Source organism: Shewanella psychromarinicola, assembly GCF_003855155.1.
Taxonomy (GTDB): Bacteria; Pseudomonadota; Gammaproteobacteria; order Enterobacterales; family Shewanellaceae; genus Shewanella; species Shewanella psychromarinicola.
In genome coordinates this window covers 1,971,001-1,988,129 of sequence record NZ_CP034073.1, presented here as the reverse complement: position 1 = coordinate 1,988,129, position 17,129 = coordinate 1,971,001, and the positions used below count along the sequence as shown (strand labels likewise).

Below are 17,129 nucleotides of genomic sequence, written 5' to 3'. Positions count from 1 at the left end.
TCCCCCTCTCTTATTCAGAGTTGAGAGTAAAGTCACTATTGCCAACTTATTGTCCTTTTCAATGGCGAATAATTTGCCTTAAACCCAAAAAAGCGCTGATAAACATCAGCGCTTTTTTTACTTTGATTAGATGAACTTAGCTCTCAACTCATAGTTATTATCTTTATCTCTTAGCTCTTAGCACATTTATTTGACCATGATGTTTGACAACACATCAGTCATCATCCTTATTGCAAGCCACTAATTACGCACGCGAAAGCTCATCATCACAGGAGCATGATCGGTACTGTCACGATCCCGATCATAGTCAGGCCGAACCAGATGTCGGTCAAAGGTTTGATAATCAATGACATGAGCAAGGTTTTGCTGCTGAGTAGGATTAAACTCACTCGACACTAATATGTAGTCCAGTACAGATCCACTGTTGCCATAATAATGAGTCGGCTGTCTGGCAGGATGGGGTTGCTCATCCACTAATGTGCTTGATTCAAACTCATCTTGGGCCAACGTCGCATTACACTTGGTTGCAGCAATAAACAACTCATAGCTGTCAAACAAACTGCTTTGGTGTAATTCTGCCATCAATGACGTTTCGCCTAGCTTAGCCAGCCCGGGGTCTTCAATGTCACTGCGATACACTCGCAATTGATGATTAAACGCGGCTAAGAGTTCACTGCCCATGGTGTCATTAAAGTCACCCATTAACATGAAAGGTTGCTGACTTTGTTGTCGTCTCATCAGCATTTGATGGCACAACAATGCAGATTCACTGCCTCGCTGTAAACTCGATGCCCAGCGCCCAAGCACTTGCCTTGCAACAAAATCTGCACCGCCATGTAAACCACTGTCATTGATATCGTCACGACTCACGCCACTTCGTTTAGACTTAAGATGAATAACATAACAATCACATGGACCAAAAATCGGTAATTGTATGGTTGCTCTGAGCGGTTTACGACTAAAACTAAATGACTCTGCTAAGCCTAACTGGCTCACCCATTGCTTATCTGGGGTGACATTGACGGAATCGATAATAGGATACTTTGATGCAATAGCCACCACAGGACTGCGATACACATAGTCACTGACCACTTCAGGTAAATCTAACGCCACAAAATGCTCATAACCCAGCGACTGAGTCAGTTTGGCTAAGGCGTCAGGACTAAAAACCTCTTGAAAAGCAATAATATCAGGTTGATTTTGGTTAATAAAATCACTTAACCAAGCACACTTTTTTTGCCACTGTTTATCGCTATAGATATTTTCAAAGTCGTAGAAAGCATGAGGCGGTTCAATAAAATTAAATAAATTGATGCTTACCACACTGAATGTAAGCCCGGGTGATGGAGCGGATGATGTGCTGTTTACTTGCAAAATATGTTGTTCCCAGTAAAACCTTCATTAAGGGTACTGGCAACATTCTGATTTGTCGAATATAACGGCATTCATTTGGTGAATAGCCACAAAAACTAAATAAACTAAGAAATAAATGAACCTAAATTAACTCGCTTGCGTAATGCATGAACAGATAAACCGTTAGATAACACCTGATGTAATAACACCTAATGCACTAATATTTGATGCACTAAATCCCCAATTGACTGACACCCGATGTACTGTATGCAATTATCATCCGTATGACCCTTTATGGCTTATCTCTCACCCTGATAAGCCATTTTTTTTACGGCAATGTTTGCTACAGTGTAAGTGTTTATCGAACGATAATTTACAGGAGTATATGATGGCATTACTCAATACACATAACGGGCATATTAGCCGGATAATACAAATAGGCATCCATGCTGCAGTTGGGGTTATATTATTAATTAGCCAACCCGTATGGAGTGCAAGTGAGGACACTATGCTATTTCACTTTACTGATCCGAGCCACTTTACACAATGGAACATCAATAATGACACTGTGATGGGCGGCGTCTCGCAAAGCCAAATTGAGCTTACGCAGCAAGCGTTATTATTTACTGGCACAGTGTCATTGGAAAACAATGGCGGCTTTGCGTCGATAGAGTCGACTCTACTACATCAAATTGCAGATGCATCATTACTCGTCATTGCGGTTAAAGGTGATGGAAAAACCTATCAAATTCGGCTAAAAACACCGAATTTATCTTATGGTGAAGCCTATGTTGCTAACTTTACCACTAGCGCAGACACACTCACTCAACATGCTTTTACCCCTGCAGATTTTACGGTCAGCTTTAGGGGACGCGCAGTCGCGAATGCACCAACATTACATTTAAATGATATTAATCGTGTTGGATTTTTAGTCGCACAAAAACAACAAGGTCCATTTGCAATTGAGTTACACTCTATGCAGTTTGACCGATAAATATTGAGAAAAGAAAGGAATTCATTGAATTTACCCATGCAAATAAAAGGCATTATTTTTGACTTAGACGGCACCTTAGTTGAGTCCAGCTTAGACTTCGGCTTAATTCGCCAGCAAATTGGTTGCCCTGATGGCATAGACTTACTTAACTATGTCGACGACTTAAGCTGCAAAGCCACTCAAGCCGATGCCAAGCAGATTATTCTAGATCATGAATACCAAGATGCGTTGAGTGCCAAGCCCATCAAAGGAATGACCGAGCTGATTAATGCCATTGAAGCGGCAAAATTACCCATCGCCATCGTAACGCGTAACAGCCTTGCCGCAAGCGCATTAAAGGTAAAACAGAATAATATTGCTATCGACCACGTGCTAACCCGCGAAGATTACCCAGCAAAACCGGCACCCGATGCTCTACTGGCGATTGCAGCCCAATGGCAAATAGCCCCTCAAGATATTATCTATGTGGGGGATTACCTATACGACATTCAAGCGGCTAATAATGCTGGCATGATCGCCTGTTTTATTAATCATGGGATTGAAAGTACTTATCAACATTTGGCCGATATTATTATCAATGATCTAAGCCAATTGCAGCAGTTATTAGTTGGTCACTCTCACAGTGACTAACACCAGTACTGATCAGGTACGCCATGAGTTACTGTATGAGTCATAACATGAGTGTTAATACGGGCAACGAAATACTGTGAACATGAGAACGAATATGAACCTAATTCATCCTAAAAAATTACTTAATAGTAAGTGGACCAAGGTTAACGTGGTTCAAAAGCTGAAGCATTTTACTGTCGCTAAAGTCGAGTATGACGAACAACAAAACGTGGTTGAATGTCTTATCCGTGCAGAAATGAATGCACAAGAGTTTGTCATTGACTGGCGCGATCTTAAAGACCCGCAACAGTGGAAAATTGGCTGGCAATAATCTACTGTAAAACACATTCATTATGGGATTTGAAAATAAAAAAGTGACGCTTGCTTAAGCACAATGAGTCACTTTTTTATACTAGCGTTAGCATAACCTTATCTAACGAATTTCAAGATAATAAACGGTTATCAAACCGCTTGTTGATCGGCTTACTATGACATTGACTACAACAACCCACTATTGCTCTGTCATTGGCCTTGCTAACAAAAATAACCAGTTTGTACTCAGCTATTAATTGATAATAAATATTGAACCTTCAAGCCTAAATTGAAGTGTTTCTAGGCCCCAATCAGATAACAGGACGTCCTGGATACGTTCGCCGTCGCCTTCACTACTACACCCCCACATTGTGGCACATGTCTGCCCTGCTATATTTGATCCAGTGCCTTTTGAAGTGTCAGGGATCATATTGTTTAACTGGGCGATATGAGTTCCAAACATACCTTCAAATGTATCCATTTTCACATCAAGGGTTTCCATTTCACCTTCAGGAAAATTGATCACTGCAGTTTGCTCATTTGAACCAGTTTGCTCTGGGGTTAAGGTGACAACATCTTTTGAAATTAAATCGTAAAGTTTTCTGAGTGGTAATTTTTTAGTTGATTCATGTAAGTAAAGTTCTTGTCCATAATTTCTGGCTGCAAAATTTTTTTCTTCATAAGCTCTAGCAAGATATTGATCTGCACGCGCCAAATCTTGCTCTACCATACCACCACCTAAATACATTTTGCCTAACAAATACGAAGACTGTCCATGCCCTCTCTTTGATGCGTACTCTAAATATTCAACGCCTTCGTCAATATCTTTTAAATGCGTATCTTGTAAGTACAATACACCCGCTTTGTATTTGGCATCCATAACGCCATATTTACCTGCGCGACGATACCATTTTAATGCTATGTCTATATCTTTATCAGTACCATAACCAACATAGTAAAACTCACCTAACATGCCCATCGCTGAGGAGTGACCTCGTTTAGTTAAAATACGATAGGCTTTAAAGTATTCGACACATTCGGATGTACTGCACTCAGGCAATTGGTTTGCTTGGCTTTTAAATGGAGCGAAAGCGAGAAAGCTTAATATTAAGCTAAAAATAATAGTATTTTTTGTCATCATGTTAAATCCTTTTATATACGATTCATTACTATTAGCATTTATATACCGAATGTATATAGTAATTATGTCTATAAAACTAACCGTACCTAATATCTAATACTTAATACTTAATACTTAATACTTAATACCTAATATCTAATATCTAATACCTAATACTTAATACCTAATATCTAATATCTAATACCTAATACCTAATACCTAATACTTAATACTTAATATCTAATATCTAATATCTAATATCTAATATCTAATATCTAATATTGTCAGTTAATAAGCACATTATTCTTCAAAAGCAGTCTAATACTTTAATAACCACTTACCTATCGCAATAGAAGTAAGCCCACTGTTGATAAATATCGGTAAGCAAATAAGCAAATAAGCAAATAAGCAAATAAGCAAATAAGCAAATAAGCAAATTAGATCGATTTACCGCACACATCAATTGTTCACCCAAATCGAGTCGCTGCAAATTGATTCAATAAACGATGCATTAGATAACACAATAATAATGTCGCTACTATCGCAACCAAAATGCTACTCACACGGTATAAAGCACTAAAAATCAGATCATTTTGGGGGGTTAAGTACTGACCAAACAAAATACCTAAGGTCGTCATAGCGCCAAACCCTACTCCTGAACCACTCGCCTCTCTCACATGCACTTGGCTAAATAACATAAGGCCTATCCACAATAGTGGTATAACAAAAATAAGTAACCCAGACCAATCATAAAGTAATCCTTGCACCAGCAACCCAAATGTTACCCCAAACAAGGTGCCGATAGCCCGTTTTCGGGCGTAACCGAGTGCGCCATTCCAATGCATTGGGAATAACAATAACAAAGTGGTGGCTTGGGCTGACATGGAATCTTGTAAATTAAACACCTGAAATACCAAAAATGATGCGGTGGCAATTGATGCCCCCAACAAAGCTTCGTGGCGCATACGGTTAGGCGCTTTAACCACGGCTGCCATTGGCGAGCGAGGTTCAACATCGGGCCATAGGGCGGTCATGGCATAAGCAATGATCACCGACGCTGCCGTCGCCCAAAAATTGCTAAAAATAAGATTGTTAATATCCACACTCGGATAACTGGCAAAGTGCAGCATAATACTTAAGCTGATCACCCCATTAGCACCGAATAAAAACAAGCTTCCACGTGACATTGCCGCAAATCGATACAAAAAAAGCCCAAAAACGATGGGCAATATCATCCCTGGGTGAGAACCAAATAAACCACCTAGAATACCGACCTCAATCCCAGCCATGACCGATGATGCCAACAGTTGACGCATCGCATGCGCATTCATCACGGGCACAAGTCCGAGTAATAGCATTGGGGTTACGGTAAAAAACACCCCATAACTTAGGTCGAAAAACTTACAAATCGCAAACCCTAGCGTTGCGCCTGTTGCAATGCGCAAGCATTGACGTAAATCGTTTTTAGTCAAAGGACTATGGCGTAACAACATCTGAAATACCTACGCGTCGGGGAAAATATTCCACAATAAAGAACTCATCCTGATTGATGCGTTTGCTAAAAAAAGCAACCACCAAAGAGAAAGTCAGCCATTGTTATGGATTAGAGAAATACTGATTAAATGTAAGATGTCATTTAATAAATATAGTGCAGCACACTAATGACCTTAATTTGCACCTTGGCAATAAAGCCAAGCAAACCACTATTGGGCACTAATTGTACAGTGGCACGCGCGCCTGCTGGCAGTAGATTAACGGCTTGCTGGTCAAGCTCAAGGTGTAAACGTAAGCGCTGAGCATTGCGTACCCAACGAGCAGATTCTTGTGGTGCCGCCAAACGACCATTCGCTTCAAACTGTCCGGCGCTGACTCCAGCATCAATTGAACTCACTTGCGCACGATATAAACGTCCAGGTTCGCCATCAAATGCAATAAAAGCACTCGACTCAATATCAATACCGCGAAGACTTTTTTCCCTAAAATCAGCAATGATATCAACCTTATCCGACACTAATGCTAATAATGGTTGACCGACAGAAGCAAAACTACCTACCTGCAGCTGTAAATTAGTCACGATACCATTTTGATCGGCTCGAATTTGAGTATATGACAGATTCAACTCAGCTTGCTCTAAGCGATTCTGTGCTTGGCGAACTTTTAAGTTTCCATCACCATAACGACCACGACTGACTTTTAGTTTTGCTAAGCGCGCATTGGAGGCCTGTAAGTTGGCCTCTGCAGTCGTCGCATCACTGCCAGTCTGATCGTTAAGTTGTTGAGACACTCCGTGAGTCAAAAATAAAGAGTCAATTCTCTTCGCCTCACTGCGCTTTTGTTTGGCATTGGATCTATTGGCTTGCACATCTGCTTTGGCCGCTAATAAGGCAGCATCAAGTTCAGCGTTATCTTGTTTTGCTTGTTCCAGTGCTAACTGTGCTTGTTCTTCGGCAAGCTCGTAAGGAACTGAGTCAATCTTAAATAACACATCGCCTTTTTTTACCACTTGATTATTGGCTACGGCAATAGTCGCTATTTTCCCACTGACTTGGGGGGTGACTTTTGTCACTATTCTGGTCGCCATCGCTTGAGGGGTTAAAGGGATAACGGCATCAGCAAACATAAAGTAGCCGAAGACCATAACAAACATCAAAATGGCTATCTTAACGAGGCGGGCAAATTGTTGATCTGGAGTCATGTTATTTCTCACCAAAAGGGTCGGCAGACGGATCAAGTTTAGCCATGGCATTATCACTAATCAGACTGATCACACGTTCAAACTCACTTAATTCTTGACTGCTAATGCCATTGAGTAATTCAGCACGAATTTGCATAATCCGTGTTTCTATTTGTTTAAGAATGTCGATCCCCTGCGGTGTCAAACTCACTATTCGAGCGCGCTTATCGTTTTCGCAACAACGCCTTTTAATATAGCCTTGCGCTTCTAATTGACCCAAGGTACGCATTAACGATGGCAGCTCTATTTCTAACGCATCGGCTAGCACTTTTTGACTCACATCGTCACCCAAACGTAATAGTTTCCATAATGCAGTCCAACGAGGATGAGTTAACCCTAGTGGAATTAATTCAACATCTGCGGCTGTGCGCCATAATCGATGCAATCTTCCTAGTTGCTCCGCAAGATGCAGCTCTTTTAGTCGTTCTAATTCGTTATACATATTAACTTGCCATTTAGTTAGCTTGCTAAGCATTATAACTAGTTAGCATGCTAAGTAAATAGCTCAATTGCTTACTTGAAGTTAAAAAAGCTTAATAAATTAACTAAATACTTGATATATAGACTTTAAAATATTAATCAACTGAATATTAGTCTGACCTAAAATGCCTATCATCGGCTTTATCTATTCATACTCGACATGTTCAACCCATTCTCCCTTTGTAATAAAACAAGGTGACCATGATCACATTTAATAATTGTAAATATGACAACGGTGTCATATTTACAATTATTAAACAATGTCTAAATGACAATTTAATTCAATTGGGATTAAATTAATATACATATATATCAATACTTTAATTAACTAAAAATAGTTGGCACGACTTATGCTATTACATGCTATCTGTATCAAAATGACTTTGCGCTAAGAGGATTTATGAGCAAAAACAAACTCACCGGCATTGCACTGCTAATCGTGCTCGTTGCTTCCTTCACTGTATTACTCAGTTTAGGCAGTGGCATATATCGAGAAAAACCCCCTATTCCAACGGCTTTTACTGACACCAGTGGCCAACCCATATTTACCAAAGATGATATTGAACAAGGTCAACTTGTGTGGCGTTCTATGGGCGGTCATCAATTGGGATCGATCTGGGGACATGGGTCGTATGTAGCACCAGATTGGACTGCTGATTGGTTACACCGTGAAGCACAAGCTTGGTTATCAATCACCGCAATTGATCGTTATAATCGCGATTTTGCTGAACTTGATTCTGAGCAGCAGGCAGGTTTAGAACAAGGCCTCAGAAATGATATTCGTCATAATACTGTCATTGAAGGCGCTGATGGCAATACATATGTCGCATTATCAAATGTGCGTATTGCTGCGATAAATGAAGTCAGTCAACACTATTTATCACTCTTTGGTGACGACCCAGCACTGTCATCACTGCGCGAACAATATGCCATGAAAGAAGGGACCATCACTGATGCCGAGCATCGTGAATTATTAAACGGTTTTCTCTTTTGGGGAGCATGGGCAGCAGTAACCGAACGTCCTGGCTATGAGTACACTTACACCAATAACTGGCCGTATGATCCCCAAATCGGCAATATACCGACTTCAGATAACATTGTTTGGTCAGTATTAAGTTTGGTGACATTGATCTTAGGTATTGCCATGTTGATTTGGCACCATGCCTGCTGCAAAGAAGAAGCATTACCGGAAGCGGCCAAAGATGATCCATTATTTTTTACCAAACCGACGCCATCACAAAAAGCCGTCGGCAAGTATTTTGTAACCGCTATTGGCCTGTTTTTACTGCAAATATTAGTGGGCGGTATTACCGCGCATTACGCAGTTGAAGGCCAAGAGTTTTATGGTTTCCCATTATCAGAAATACTCCCATACTCGGTCACTCGTACTTGGCATACTCAACTAGCGGTATTTTGGATTGCCACAGCTTGGTTAGGCACAGGGCTGTATATCGCGCCAGCACTATCAGGATACGAGCCTAAGTATCAACGCTTAGGAGTAAACATTCTGTGGGGCGCATTAGTTGTTATCGTACTCGGTTCTATGGCCGGTGAATGGCTTGGCGTACAACAATACTTTGATCTGGACATGAACTTCCTATTCGGTCACCAAGGATATGAATACATTGATTTAGGTCGCGTTTGGCAAGTGTTATTGCTGGCGGGCTTATTAATTTGGTTAGCGTTAGTGACCGCATCAATGCGTCCAGCCTTAAAAGTCAGCAACGACATGCAACCGGTGATTTGGGTTCTGTATGCCTCTTGTGTCGCGATTGGCTTATTTTACGGTGCCGGCCTGTTTATGGGCAAACACTCAAACCTAGCGATTGCTGAATACTGGCGTTGGTGGGTGGTGCACTTGTGGGTTGAAGGCTTCTTTGAAACATTTGCCACCTCTGTCATTGCGCTTATGTTAGTTCGCTTAGGTCTTATCCGTGCCCGCAGCGCCAATGGTGCAGTATTGTTCTCAACGGTAGTGTTTTTAACCGGCGGCTTAATCGGTACTTTACATCACTTATACTTTACCGGTACCCAAACTTCTGTCATTGCATGGGGTGCTATCTTCTCGGCGCTTGAAGTCGTGCCGCTAGCGTTAATTGGTTTTGAAGCCATGGAAACCTATCGCTTACGTAAAGCAAGTCCTTGGATGGAACGTTATCACTGGGCGATTATGTTCTTTGTGGCCACTTCATTTTGGAACTTGATTGGCGCTGGGGTATTAGGTTTCTTAATCAATCCGCCTATTTCGTTGTACTTTATTCAAGGCTTAAACACCACTGCAACTCATGCTCACGCTGCGTTTATGGGAGTGTATGGCATGCTAGGCATAGGGCTAATGCTATTCTGTCTTCGTGGATTAACTGGCAATATGCAATGGAACCACAAATACCTTAAAGGGGCATTCTGGACGCTCAATATTGGTTTAGCGGCAATGGTATTTATGTCGCTACTGCCTGTGGGTATCGTGCAATTTTTTGCGGTTATTGACCACGGCTACTGGTATGCCCGTTCACCAGCGGTGATCCATAGCGACTTGGTTGAAAACCTCGTCTGGATGCGAATGTTTGGTGATATTATCTTCAGTATTGGTGGGTTATTGATGGCGGCGTTCTTATATGACCTTATCAAGAAAGCTATCGTCAGCAAAGGGGCAAAAGCTAACCAAGCTGCCGTATTAACCAATAGCTAAGCTATACATTGATAAACATGTTTTGATAAATATCATATAAGGGGCCATCGAGGCCCCTTTTTGTATCAAGATTATGCTCTTTACCCTTGTTGTTATATTCACACTTGTCATAATGACATCACCCTGTAGTTAACTGGAGTTTGACATGGCATTGAGTCAAGCAGACTTAACCCGTATCGCACTTGATATTACCGCTAACTTGTCTAATCGCGATCGTTTTTCACGTTTAGTCACCACAGTAAGAGAAACCCTCGATTGCGATGCGGCGGCGCTATTATCATTTCAAGGTCATCAATTTACCCCTTTGGCGGTTGATGGACTCAGTGCTGATGTACTGGGGCGGCGGTTTATTTTAAACGAACACCCAAGGCTTGAAGCCATTGCCAGAGCGGGTGATATCGTAAGATTTCCTGCCGACAGCGAACTTGCCGATCCTTACGATGGCTTAATTCCTAATGTAGAAGGTAACTTAAAAGTACATGCCTGTATTGGCCTACCATTATTTGCCAATGAACAACTCATTGGCGCATTAACCATTGATGCCATCGATCCCCATAAATTTGATCAATACAGTAATCATCAGTTACGCAGTTTTAGCGCCATTGCGGCAGCGTCTCTAAACAATGCATTACTGATTGATGAGCTTGAAAAACAAGCGAGCAACCTTACAATCCCCGACGCAAAACCATCAGGACAACTTAACCCAGACACCGAAATAATCGGTCAAGCAGATAATCTTTTATCGCTGCTTAATGAAGTTAATGTGGTCGCGGCAACTGAACTCAATGTGTTGATTTTAGGAGAAACGGGTACGGGTAAAGAGCTGATAGCTAAAGCTATCCATCAACATTCAGTGCGAGCCAATAAGCCCCTGGTATATTTAAATTGTGCCGCGCTGGCTGAATCCGTTGCCGAAAGTGAACTCTTTGGTCATGTCAAAGGCGCCTTTACTGGCGCCATTAGTCATCGTAGCGGCAAATTTGAAATGGCTGATAAAGGCACATTATTTTTGGATGAAATTGGTGAACTCGCGCTTAACTTGCAAGCCAAGTTACTGCGAGTACTACAATTCGGAGATTTACAGAAAGTCGGCGATGATCGCAGTCTAAAAGTGGATGTGCGTATTATTGCCGCGACCAACAAAGATCTCAAAAGCGAAGTATTAGCAGGTCGATTTAGAGCCGACTTATATCATCGCTTAAGCGTGTTTCCCATTGTCGTACCACCGCTAAGAGAGCGCCAGCAGGATATTCACTTGTTAGCAGGCTTTTTTATCGAGCGCTATCGCCAACAGTTACACTTAACTCATTTAGGGTTAGAACCTGCATCACTGCAATTACTTGAACAATATGATTGGCCTGGTAACGTGCGAGAACTTGAACATGCTATCCATAGAGCCGCCGTATTAGCCAAATCCCAAAGCCAAAAAGATGGCATGTGTATGATTAAAAATAGCCATTTTGAATTTGCAGATACCTCGCACTCTGTTGCGTTCTCATACAAAAAACTCACGGTTAAACAGTCGATAACCTCTTTACCACAAACAAGCTTACGCGATGCAACCGATCAGTTTCAAAATCAATATATTCAACAAATATTTACCCAACAAGGGAGTAATTGGGCTGCAACCGCACGCCAATTGCAAATCGACTCAGGTAACTTACATCGGCTTGCTAAACGCTTGGGATTAAAATAGCCAAAGTGAAAAAATGAGTTGAATTATTAGGCGTAATAAGTGAGGATGCGCCCTAATCATCTGTACAAATGACCTGTACAAAATAGTCATGCTTGGTAAGATATTGTAGTCTGACTAACTTAACGCCTGTTTTTAGGAATGATATAACCCTTATGATAAATTCGTTACGCGCTTCGTTAATTGGAGCGACTGCCATTATATTAAGTTTTTCCTGTGCAGCAGTTGAATATCGTCTACCTGCCAAAGGCAGCAATTTAGTGGGTGAAAATCAATATTATGTTGTTCCTGAGGGAAAGCTAACCCTAGAGCAAATTGCTTCAGAATTTCAGCTAGGGTTAACTAACTTATTAGAAGCAAACCCAGATGTTGATCCATTTTTGCCAAAAGTCGGTAGTACTTTATTGATCCCACATCAGTTAATTCTACCTAACACTAAGCATGAAGGTGTGGTGATTAACAGCGCTGAAATGCGTTTATATTATTTCCCTAAAGGAAAAGACACTGTTGAAGTATTGCCTATCGGTATTGGTCAAATTGGTAAAGACACCCCAGAAAATTGGGTGACAACAATACAACGAAAACGGGCAAACCCAACTTGGACACCCACCGTTAACATTCGTAAATCTTACGCTGCAAAAGGGATAACATTACCGGCAGTATGGCCTGCTGGCGCTGATAACCCAATGGGTTTATTCGCACTCTATGTGGGTAACTTATATGCTATTCATGGCACTAATGCCACGTTTGGTATTGGTTTGCGGGTAAGTTCTGGTTGTGTTCGTTTGCGTGATGAAGACATTGAATATTTATTTAACAGCATACCTGTTGGCACTCGCGTTGAGTTTATTAACCAACCGATTAAAGCCACTGAAGAGCCTGATGGTAACCGTTATCTAGAAGTGCATGAGCCACTATCACGCACTCAAGCTGAATTTGATTCACAAGAGCCCGTGGCATTATTATTAGATAAGCAAATAACTCGCTTTATTGCTCACCCAGACACTGACTCATTCACATTAAAGCGTTTGCTTGAACAACGCACCGGAATGCCAACTCGGATTAATCCGTAAGCATTAACCCATAAAGGTGTTTGGATTTCTGCAGACATAACAACAATGGCTTTGTTAATTCAGTAAACACTGTGATTAACAAAGCCATTTTTTATAAGCTTGATAGCAAAAATTATGACTTAACCTCAACTCCGGATAAGAGATGAGGTTACTTATCAGGTGTGCTTATGGTCGACCCGCTCTGCTCTACATTATCGTTATCATTCACATTCTGACTATCACCGAGTGCCTCAGTGGTTTTCGTTAACGCAGGTAAATCTTCCATGGACATGTTTAAGTCAGTTTGATCTACATTGATTAACGCTTCGCTCTGCTTAGCCAATTCCGCAGAGTCTTCTGTGACACTCGATGTTGGTTGCAGATATTGCGCCACGTTAGCTTGAGTGATATCAAAAGATAGCGCTTGGTCATTATCTAGCGCCAAACTGATTGTGGGCTGTAATACTACGCCAGCAATAATCACGATGGCAGCAACTGCCGCGTAAGTGAATTTTTTACGGGCATAAAAAGGTGAATGGGCTGCAGTAACGGCACTCGATTGATGTGAATGTTGATATGACGGTTGATCTGATGTTGGTTCGTCAGCTTGAGGTAACCCCAACGCATCGGGTCCCTTGGTGCGCATACCGATAAATTGGCCACCATCATAAATTTCCATTTGATGGCTCGACACCTCACCTTCAACAATGCCCGAGCTGACAATGACTAACTTATTACAATGTAATTTGCCTTTAAATAAACCCGAGACACGCATCTCTTGACAAAAAACGTCACCTTCAACCACACCACCCAGCTCAATTTTTATTTGATCAGTTGAATTAATGGTACCTTTAGTTTGGCCTGCGACAATGGCAGGGCCTTGGATGCGGACATCGCCTTCCAATGCCATATCGGCACCAATATAGGTCATCCCCTTATTTTTATTATTCATTTCTAGGTCCTTGTTAGGATTAATGCTCAGGGTTAATGCTCAGAGTTAATGATTTGTTATTTTTTGTCACGAGAGCTTAAAGGAAATGCACACCATAATAAAGAGAACCGTTAATGGTATACTACCCAGGTCAACAATTTACCTTAAGTGTTATGTCTCCATTACAAGCCTACCAGCAGCGCGTTCAACAAAATATTGTTGATGATCCCGCGCAACATCAAGCAATACTCGCCTTAGATTCGCTCTATCAGCAATATACTTCAGCACAACCGGTCATTCGGGGCTTATATTTGTGGGGGGATGTCGGCCGAGGAAAAACTTTTTTGATGGATTTGTTGTATCAGGGCCTGTGTGATCGGAGCGAGTGTGGTGGGTTACTTAAAGCAAAAAAAACGGTATTACGCCTACACTTTCATCGTTTTATGGCCATGCTCCACCAGCAATTAAATCAGACATCGGGGATCCGCGATCCCTTAACTCATATTGCTAAGCAGATCGCGGCGAAATACTCTGTAATTTGCTTTGATGAGTTTTTTGTATCTGACATTGGCGATGCTATTTTACTGGGCCGATTATTTGAAACCTTATTTCAATCAGGCGTGACCTTAGTAGCAACCTCAAATGTGCCCATAGTGGACTTATATAAAAATGGTTTACAGCGCGATCGTTTTTTACCGACGATCGATCTCCTGCTTAAATACACCCAGACAATCCATTTAAACGGCCCTGTTGATCATCGTTTACCAACCAATGCCGCAACACTATCTGCAATTGCAACGCCAGCAGCTTGGCTGAAACTGCCTTCATCAACGAAGCCTGAAGCCGTTTTTCAACGATTATGTCAACAATATCCACAAGCTAATGCCAGCATCATAAGTCATCCAGATTCAATTGAGGTTTGTCATCGCGATATTGCCATTGCGGCCCAATATGGACAACTTGCTTGGTTTGAATTTTCAGCCTTGTGCCAAGGTCCGCGATCGGCATTGGATTATATTGAACTGGCGGGACAATTTAGCCATATTTTACTCAGCAATGTGCCTACATTAGGCGGCGAAGTACGCAGTTGGATTAAAGCGCGCGGCACTGAAGATGGCGCGGTAGCGACGACCACAGGCGAAAGACAACTGGCGTATGCCAGTGAAGACGATCCCACTCGGCGCTTTATCAGTTTAGTGGATGAACTCTACGATCAAAAAGTGAGGTTAATCCTCAATAGCCATTCCAGCTTAGAAGATTTGTATCTAAATGGGGCATTACAGTTTGAGTTTCGACGCACTTATAGTCGCCTTATTGAAATGCAACAATGGGCGTAAAATAAGCCTGTATGACTAAGGCTAACGGTGCTTAGTCACCTAGCGCTAGACTAAGATGCTTGGTAATTTTCAACGTCATTAAAACGACGTAAGAAGTTGTCAAGGGCATCACTGGTCGGATATTCGAACTGATATTTATTGTGAAAAAACACCGTTAAGCTGACCTGAGCGTCAGATAAGGTAATAGTATAACCATCATGGTCTGTTTGCGCGCTAATGCCACATAACCAATAATCATGGCCAAAATGACCGTCTTCAATGGCACGCTTTTCGCCATGTTGGGTGACTTTGTTAAATACTTTTAACGCACGGTGAATATCAATTTCATTTTTCATGTCATGCTCTGCTGTTAATTTTTTATGTTGCTATTTAAAGATACTATACGCCGATTGCCTTTAATAGATCAGCCCTCAATAGATCAGTATTTAATAGATCAGTTTTTAATAGGCCAGTCATTAATCGATCTGCACTAAATAGATCAGTCATTAATCGATCTGCATTGAATAGATCCCTCAGTAATCGATCTGCACTAAATAGTTCAGTCATTAATCGACCTACATTGAATAGATCCCTCAGCAATCGATCTGCATTGAATCGATCAGTCCTTAATCGAACGGCTTAGTTTAAAGCGGCTCAGTATTGCAGTTTCTTTTTCAGTTAAAACATTTCCATTTGTTAACACAACAAGGCAAAATCACCATACTTTATAACAGACTGAACCTATACCATGCCTGATATTGTGATTGCCTTTTTTGCCCTAGGTTTGCTTGCTGGACTGATCAAATCAGATTTAAAAGTCCCTAAAGCCACCTACGAAACCCTGTCCATCTTGCTAATGCTGACGCTAGGACTTAAAGGCGGAATGGCACTGCATGGTGAAACCAAAAATTTAGCGATCACTGAATTACTGTCTATTATTGCACTTGGGTTTATTATCCCACTGACTCTTTACCCTTTGCTTCGAAAATTAATTCAATTACCACAAAAAGAAGCCATTAGCATTGCGGCCCATTATGGCTCAGTCAGTGCGGGAACATTTGCCGTGGTGATGACCATGGTCGATCAATCTCAATGGCCTTTACGACCTGAAACAACATTGTATCTGGTGTTACTTGAACTGCCTGCGATTATTATCATGTTATGGCTACATCGTTATTTACAAGCCAAAACCGCAGGAAATAGTCAACACGCTTCGGCTGGCAGCGTATTGCACGAAGCCCTGACAAGTCGCGGAGTTGTGTTGCTCTGTGGTGGGGTGGTCATAGGCTGGATATATGGCTCCAGCGGCATGGCACCACTCACACCAATGTTATTGGCGGGTTTTAAAACCTTGTTAGCACTATTCTTATTAGAAATGGGGATTAGTACCGCTAAAGTGTGCTTACCGATCCCATACAAGCAATGGCGTTTATTATTATTTGCAGCGGTCATTCCATTTGTACTGGCTTGGGCGGGTATCGGTTTAGGGGTGTTACTTGATTTACCCTCTGGCAGTATTTTGGTGCTTGCAGCCCTAAGTGCCAGTGCATCTTACATTGCGGCTCCTGCAGCAATTAAGGCGGCGATACCGGATGCGAATATCGGCTTGGCTATGTTGGCGTCGCTGGGGATAACGTTTCCGATTAACGTATTAATAGGCCTACCCGTCTACCAATTGTGGATTGCGCAGATACTAGGGTAAACCGTTATAAATTAGCTTAACGCCCATATTATTTGAACCAAAACGAATGCCTCAAGTGAGTATTGGTTTATCTCATCCGGTATTATTTAGCCTGATGATGAGCGGCTTTATCAACCAACATCGCGTTATCGACGTTAAGCTGAT

The 17,129-nt window shown here is 41.6% G+C and carries 15 protein-coding genes; 8 read left to right on the top strand and 7 right to left on the bottom strand.

Translation table 11 applies throughout. The features are described from left to right. Positions 1–240 precede the first annotated feature (240 nt). The gene (locus EGC80_RS08630; RefSeq protein ID WP_124012423.1) at positions 241–1,374 is read right to left on the bottom strand and encodes an endonuclease/exonuclease/phosphatase family protein; all 1,134 of its coding nucleotides are present in this window, start codon (positions 1,372–1,374) and stop codon (positions 241–243) included. A 364-nt stretch (positions 1,375–1,738) separates the two neighbouring features. Here EGC80_RS08630 and EGC80_RS08625 point away from each other — a divergent pair, with 364 nt between their 5' ends. The 3 genes from EGC80_RS08625 to EGC80_RS08615 all read left to right on the top strand — a co-directional run bounded on the left by EGC80_RS08625 (position 1,739) and on the right by EGC80_RS08615 (position 3,287). Then, positions 1,739–2,347: a CIA30 family protein gene (locus EGC80_RS08625; RefSeq protein ID WP_124012424.1), complete on the top strand. Its 609-nt coding sequence runs from the start codon at positions 1,739–1,741 to the stop codon at positions 2,345–2,347. Between the two features lie 24 nt (positions 2,348–2,371). Further along, positions 2,372–2,977, top strand: coding sequence for an HAD family hydrolase (locus tag EGC80_RS08620; RefSeq protein ID WP_124012425.1), 606 nt, complete (start codon positions 2,372–2,374; stop codon positions 2,975–2,977). Positions 2,978–3,071: 94 nt separating this feature from the next. After that, positions 3,072–3,287, top strand: coding sequence for a TIGR02450 family Trp-rich protein (locus tag EGC80_RS08615; RefSeq protein ID WP_124012426.1), 216 nt, complete (start codon positions 3,072–3,074; stop codon positions 3,285–3,287). 234 nt (positions 3,288–3,521) lie between these two features. Here the strand turns inward: EGC80_RS08615 and EGC80_RS08610 are convergent, their stop codons facing one another. The 4 genes from EGC80_RS08610 to slyA all read right to left on the bottom strand — a co-directional run bounded on the left by EGC80_RS08610 (position 3,522) and on the right by slyA (position 7,564). Next, a complete protein-coding gene (locus tag EGC80_RS08610; RefSeq protein ID WP_124012427.1) occupies positions 3,522–4,409 on the bottom strand; it encodes a tetratricopeptide repeat protein in 888 nt (295 codons plus the stop codon). A 446-nt stretch (positions 4,410–4,855) separates the two neighbouring features. Further along, complete coding sequence (locus EGC80_RS08605) at positions 4,856–5,881, bottom strand: DUF2955 domain-containing protein (RefSeq protein ID WP_124012428.1); 1,026 nt, start codon at positions 5,879–5,881, stop codon at positions 4,856–4,858. A 143-nt stretch (positions 5,882–6,024) separates the two neighbouring features. After that, entirely contained in the window at positions 6,025–7,083 is a 1,059-nt protein-coding gene (locus EGC80_RS08600) for an HlyD family secretion protein (RefSeq protein ID WP_101034214.1), read from the bottom strand. 1 nt (position 7,084) lies between these two features. After that, a complete protein-coding gene (gene slyA / locus EGC80_RS08595; RefSeq protein WP_124012429.1) occupies positions 7,085–7,564 on the bottom strand; it encodes a transcriptional regulator SlyA in 480 nt (159 codons plus the stop codon). 438 nt (positions 7,565–8,002) lie between these two features. Between slyA and EGC80_RS08590 the strand changes: the two genes are divergently transcribed. The 3 genes from EGC80_RS08590 (at position 8,003) to EGC80_RS08580 (ending at position 13,057) form a co-directional block, all read left to right on the top strand. Further along, complete coding sequence (locus EGC80_RS08590) at positions 8,003–10,291, top strand: nitric-oxide reductase large subunit (protein ID WP_124012430.1); 2,289 nt, start codon at positions 8,003–8,005, stop codon at positions 10,289–10,291. 145 nt (positions 10,292–10,436) lie between these two features. Then, on the top strand, positions 10,437–11,987 hold the full coding sequence (norR, locus tag EGC80_RS08585) for a nitric oxide reductase transcriptional regulator NorR (protein ID WP_124012431.1): 1,551 nt from the start codon (positions 10,437–10,439) through the stop codon (positions 11,985–11,987). A 152-nt stretch (positions 11,988–12,139) separates the two neighbouring features. Further along, a complete protein-coding gene (locus tag EGC80_RS08580; protein ID WP_101034210.1) occupies positions 12,140–13,057 on the top strand; it encodes a L,D-transpeptidase family protein in 918 nt (305 codons plus the stop codon). Positions 13,058–13,205: 148 nt separating this feature from the next. Here EGC80_RS08580 and EGC80_RS08575 read toward each other — a convergent pair whose 3' ends face one another. Further along, positions 13,206–13,988 (bottom strand): bactofilin family protein, encoded by a 783-nt coding sequence (locus EGC80_RS08575; protein ID WP_124012432.1) that lies wholly within the window; start codon positions 13,986–13,988, stop codon positions 13,206–13,208. A gap of 113 nt (positions 13,989–14,101) precedes the next feature. Here EGC80_RS08575 and zapE point away from each other — a divergent pair, with 113 nt between their 5' ends. Beyond that, positions 14,102–15,304 carry a cell division protein ZapE gene (gene zapE / locus EGC80_RS08570; RefSeq protein WP_124012433.1) on the top strand — a complete coding sequence of 401 codons (1,203 nt, stop codon included), beginning with the start codon at positions 14,102–14,104 and terminating at the stop codon, positions 15,302–15,304. A gap of 50 nt (positions 15,305–15,354) precedes the next feature. Here zapE and EGC80_RS08565 read toward each other — a convergent pair whose 3' ends face one another. Next, on the bottom strand, positions 15,355–15,639 hold the full coding sequence (locus tag EGC80_RS08565) for a DUF3081 domain-containing protein (RefSeq protein WP_101034207.1): 285 nt from the start codon (positions 15,637–15,639) through the stop codon (positions 15,355–15,357). Between the two features lie 392 nt (positions 15,640–16,031). On the opposite strand from EGC80_RS08565, the gene EGC80_RS08560 reads away from it, so the two are divergent. Continuing rightward, complete coding sequence (locus EGC80_RS08560) at positions 16,032–16,985, top strand: sodium-dependent bicarbonate transport family permease (RefSeq protein WP_101034206.1); 954 nt, start codon at positions 16,032–16,034, stop codon at positions 16,983–16,985. The last annotated feature ends 144 nt before the right edge of the window (positions 16,986–17,129 follow it).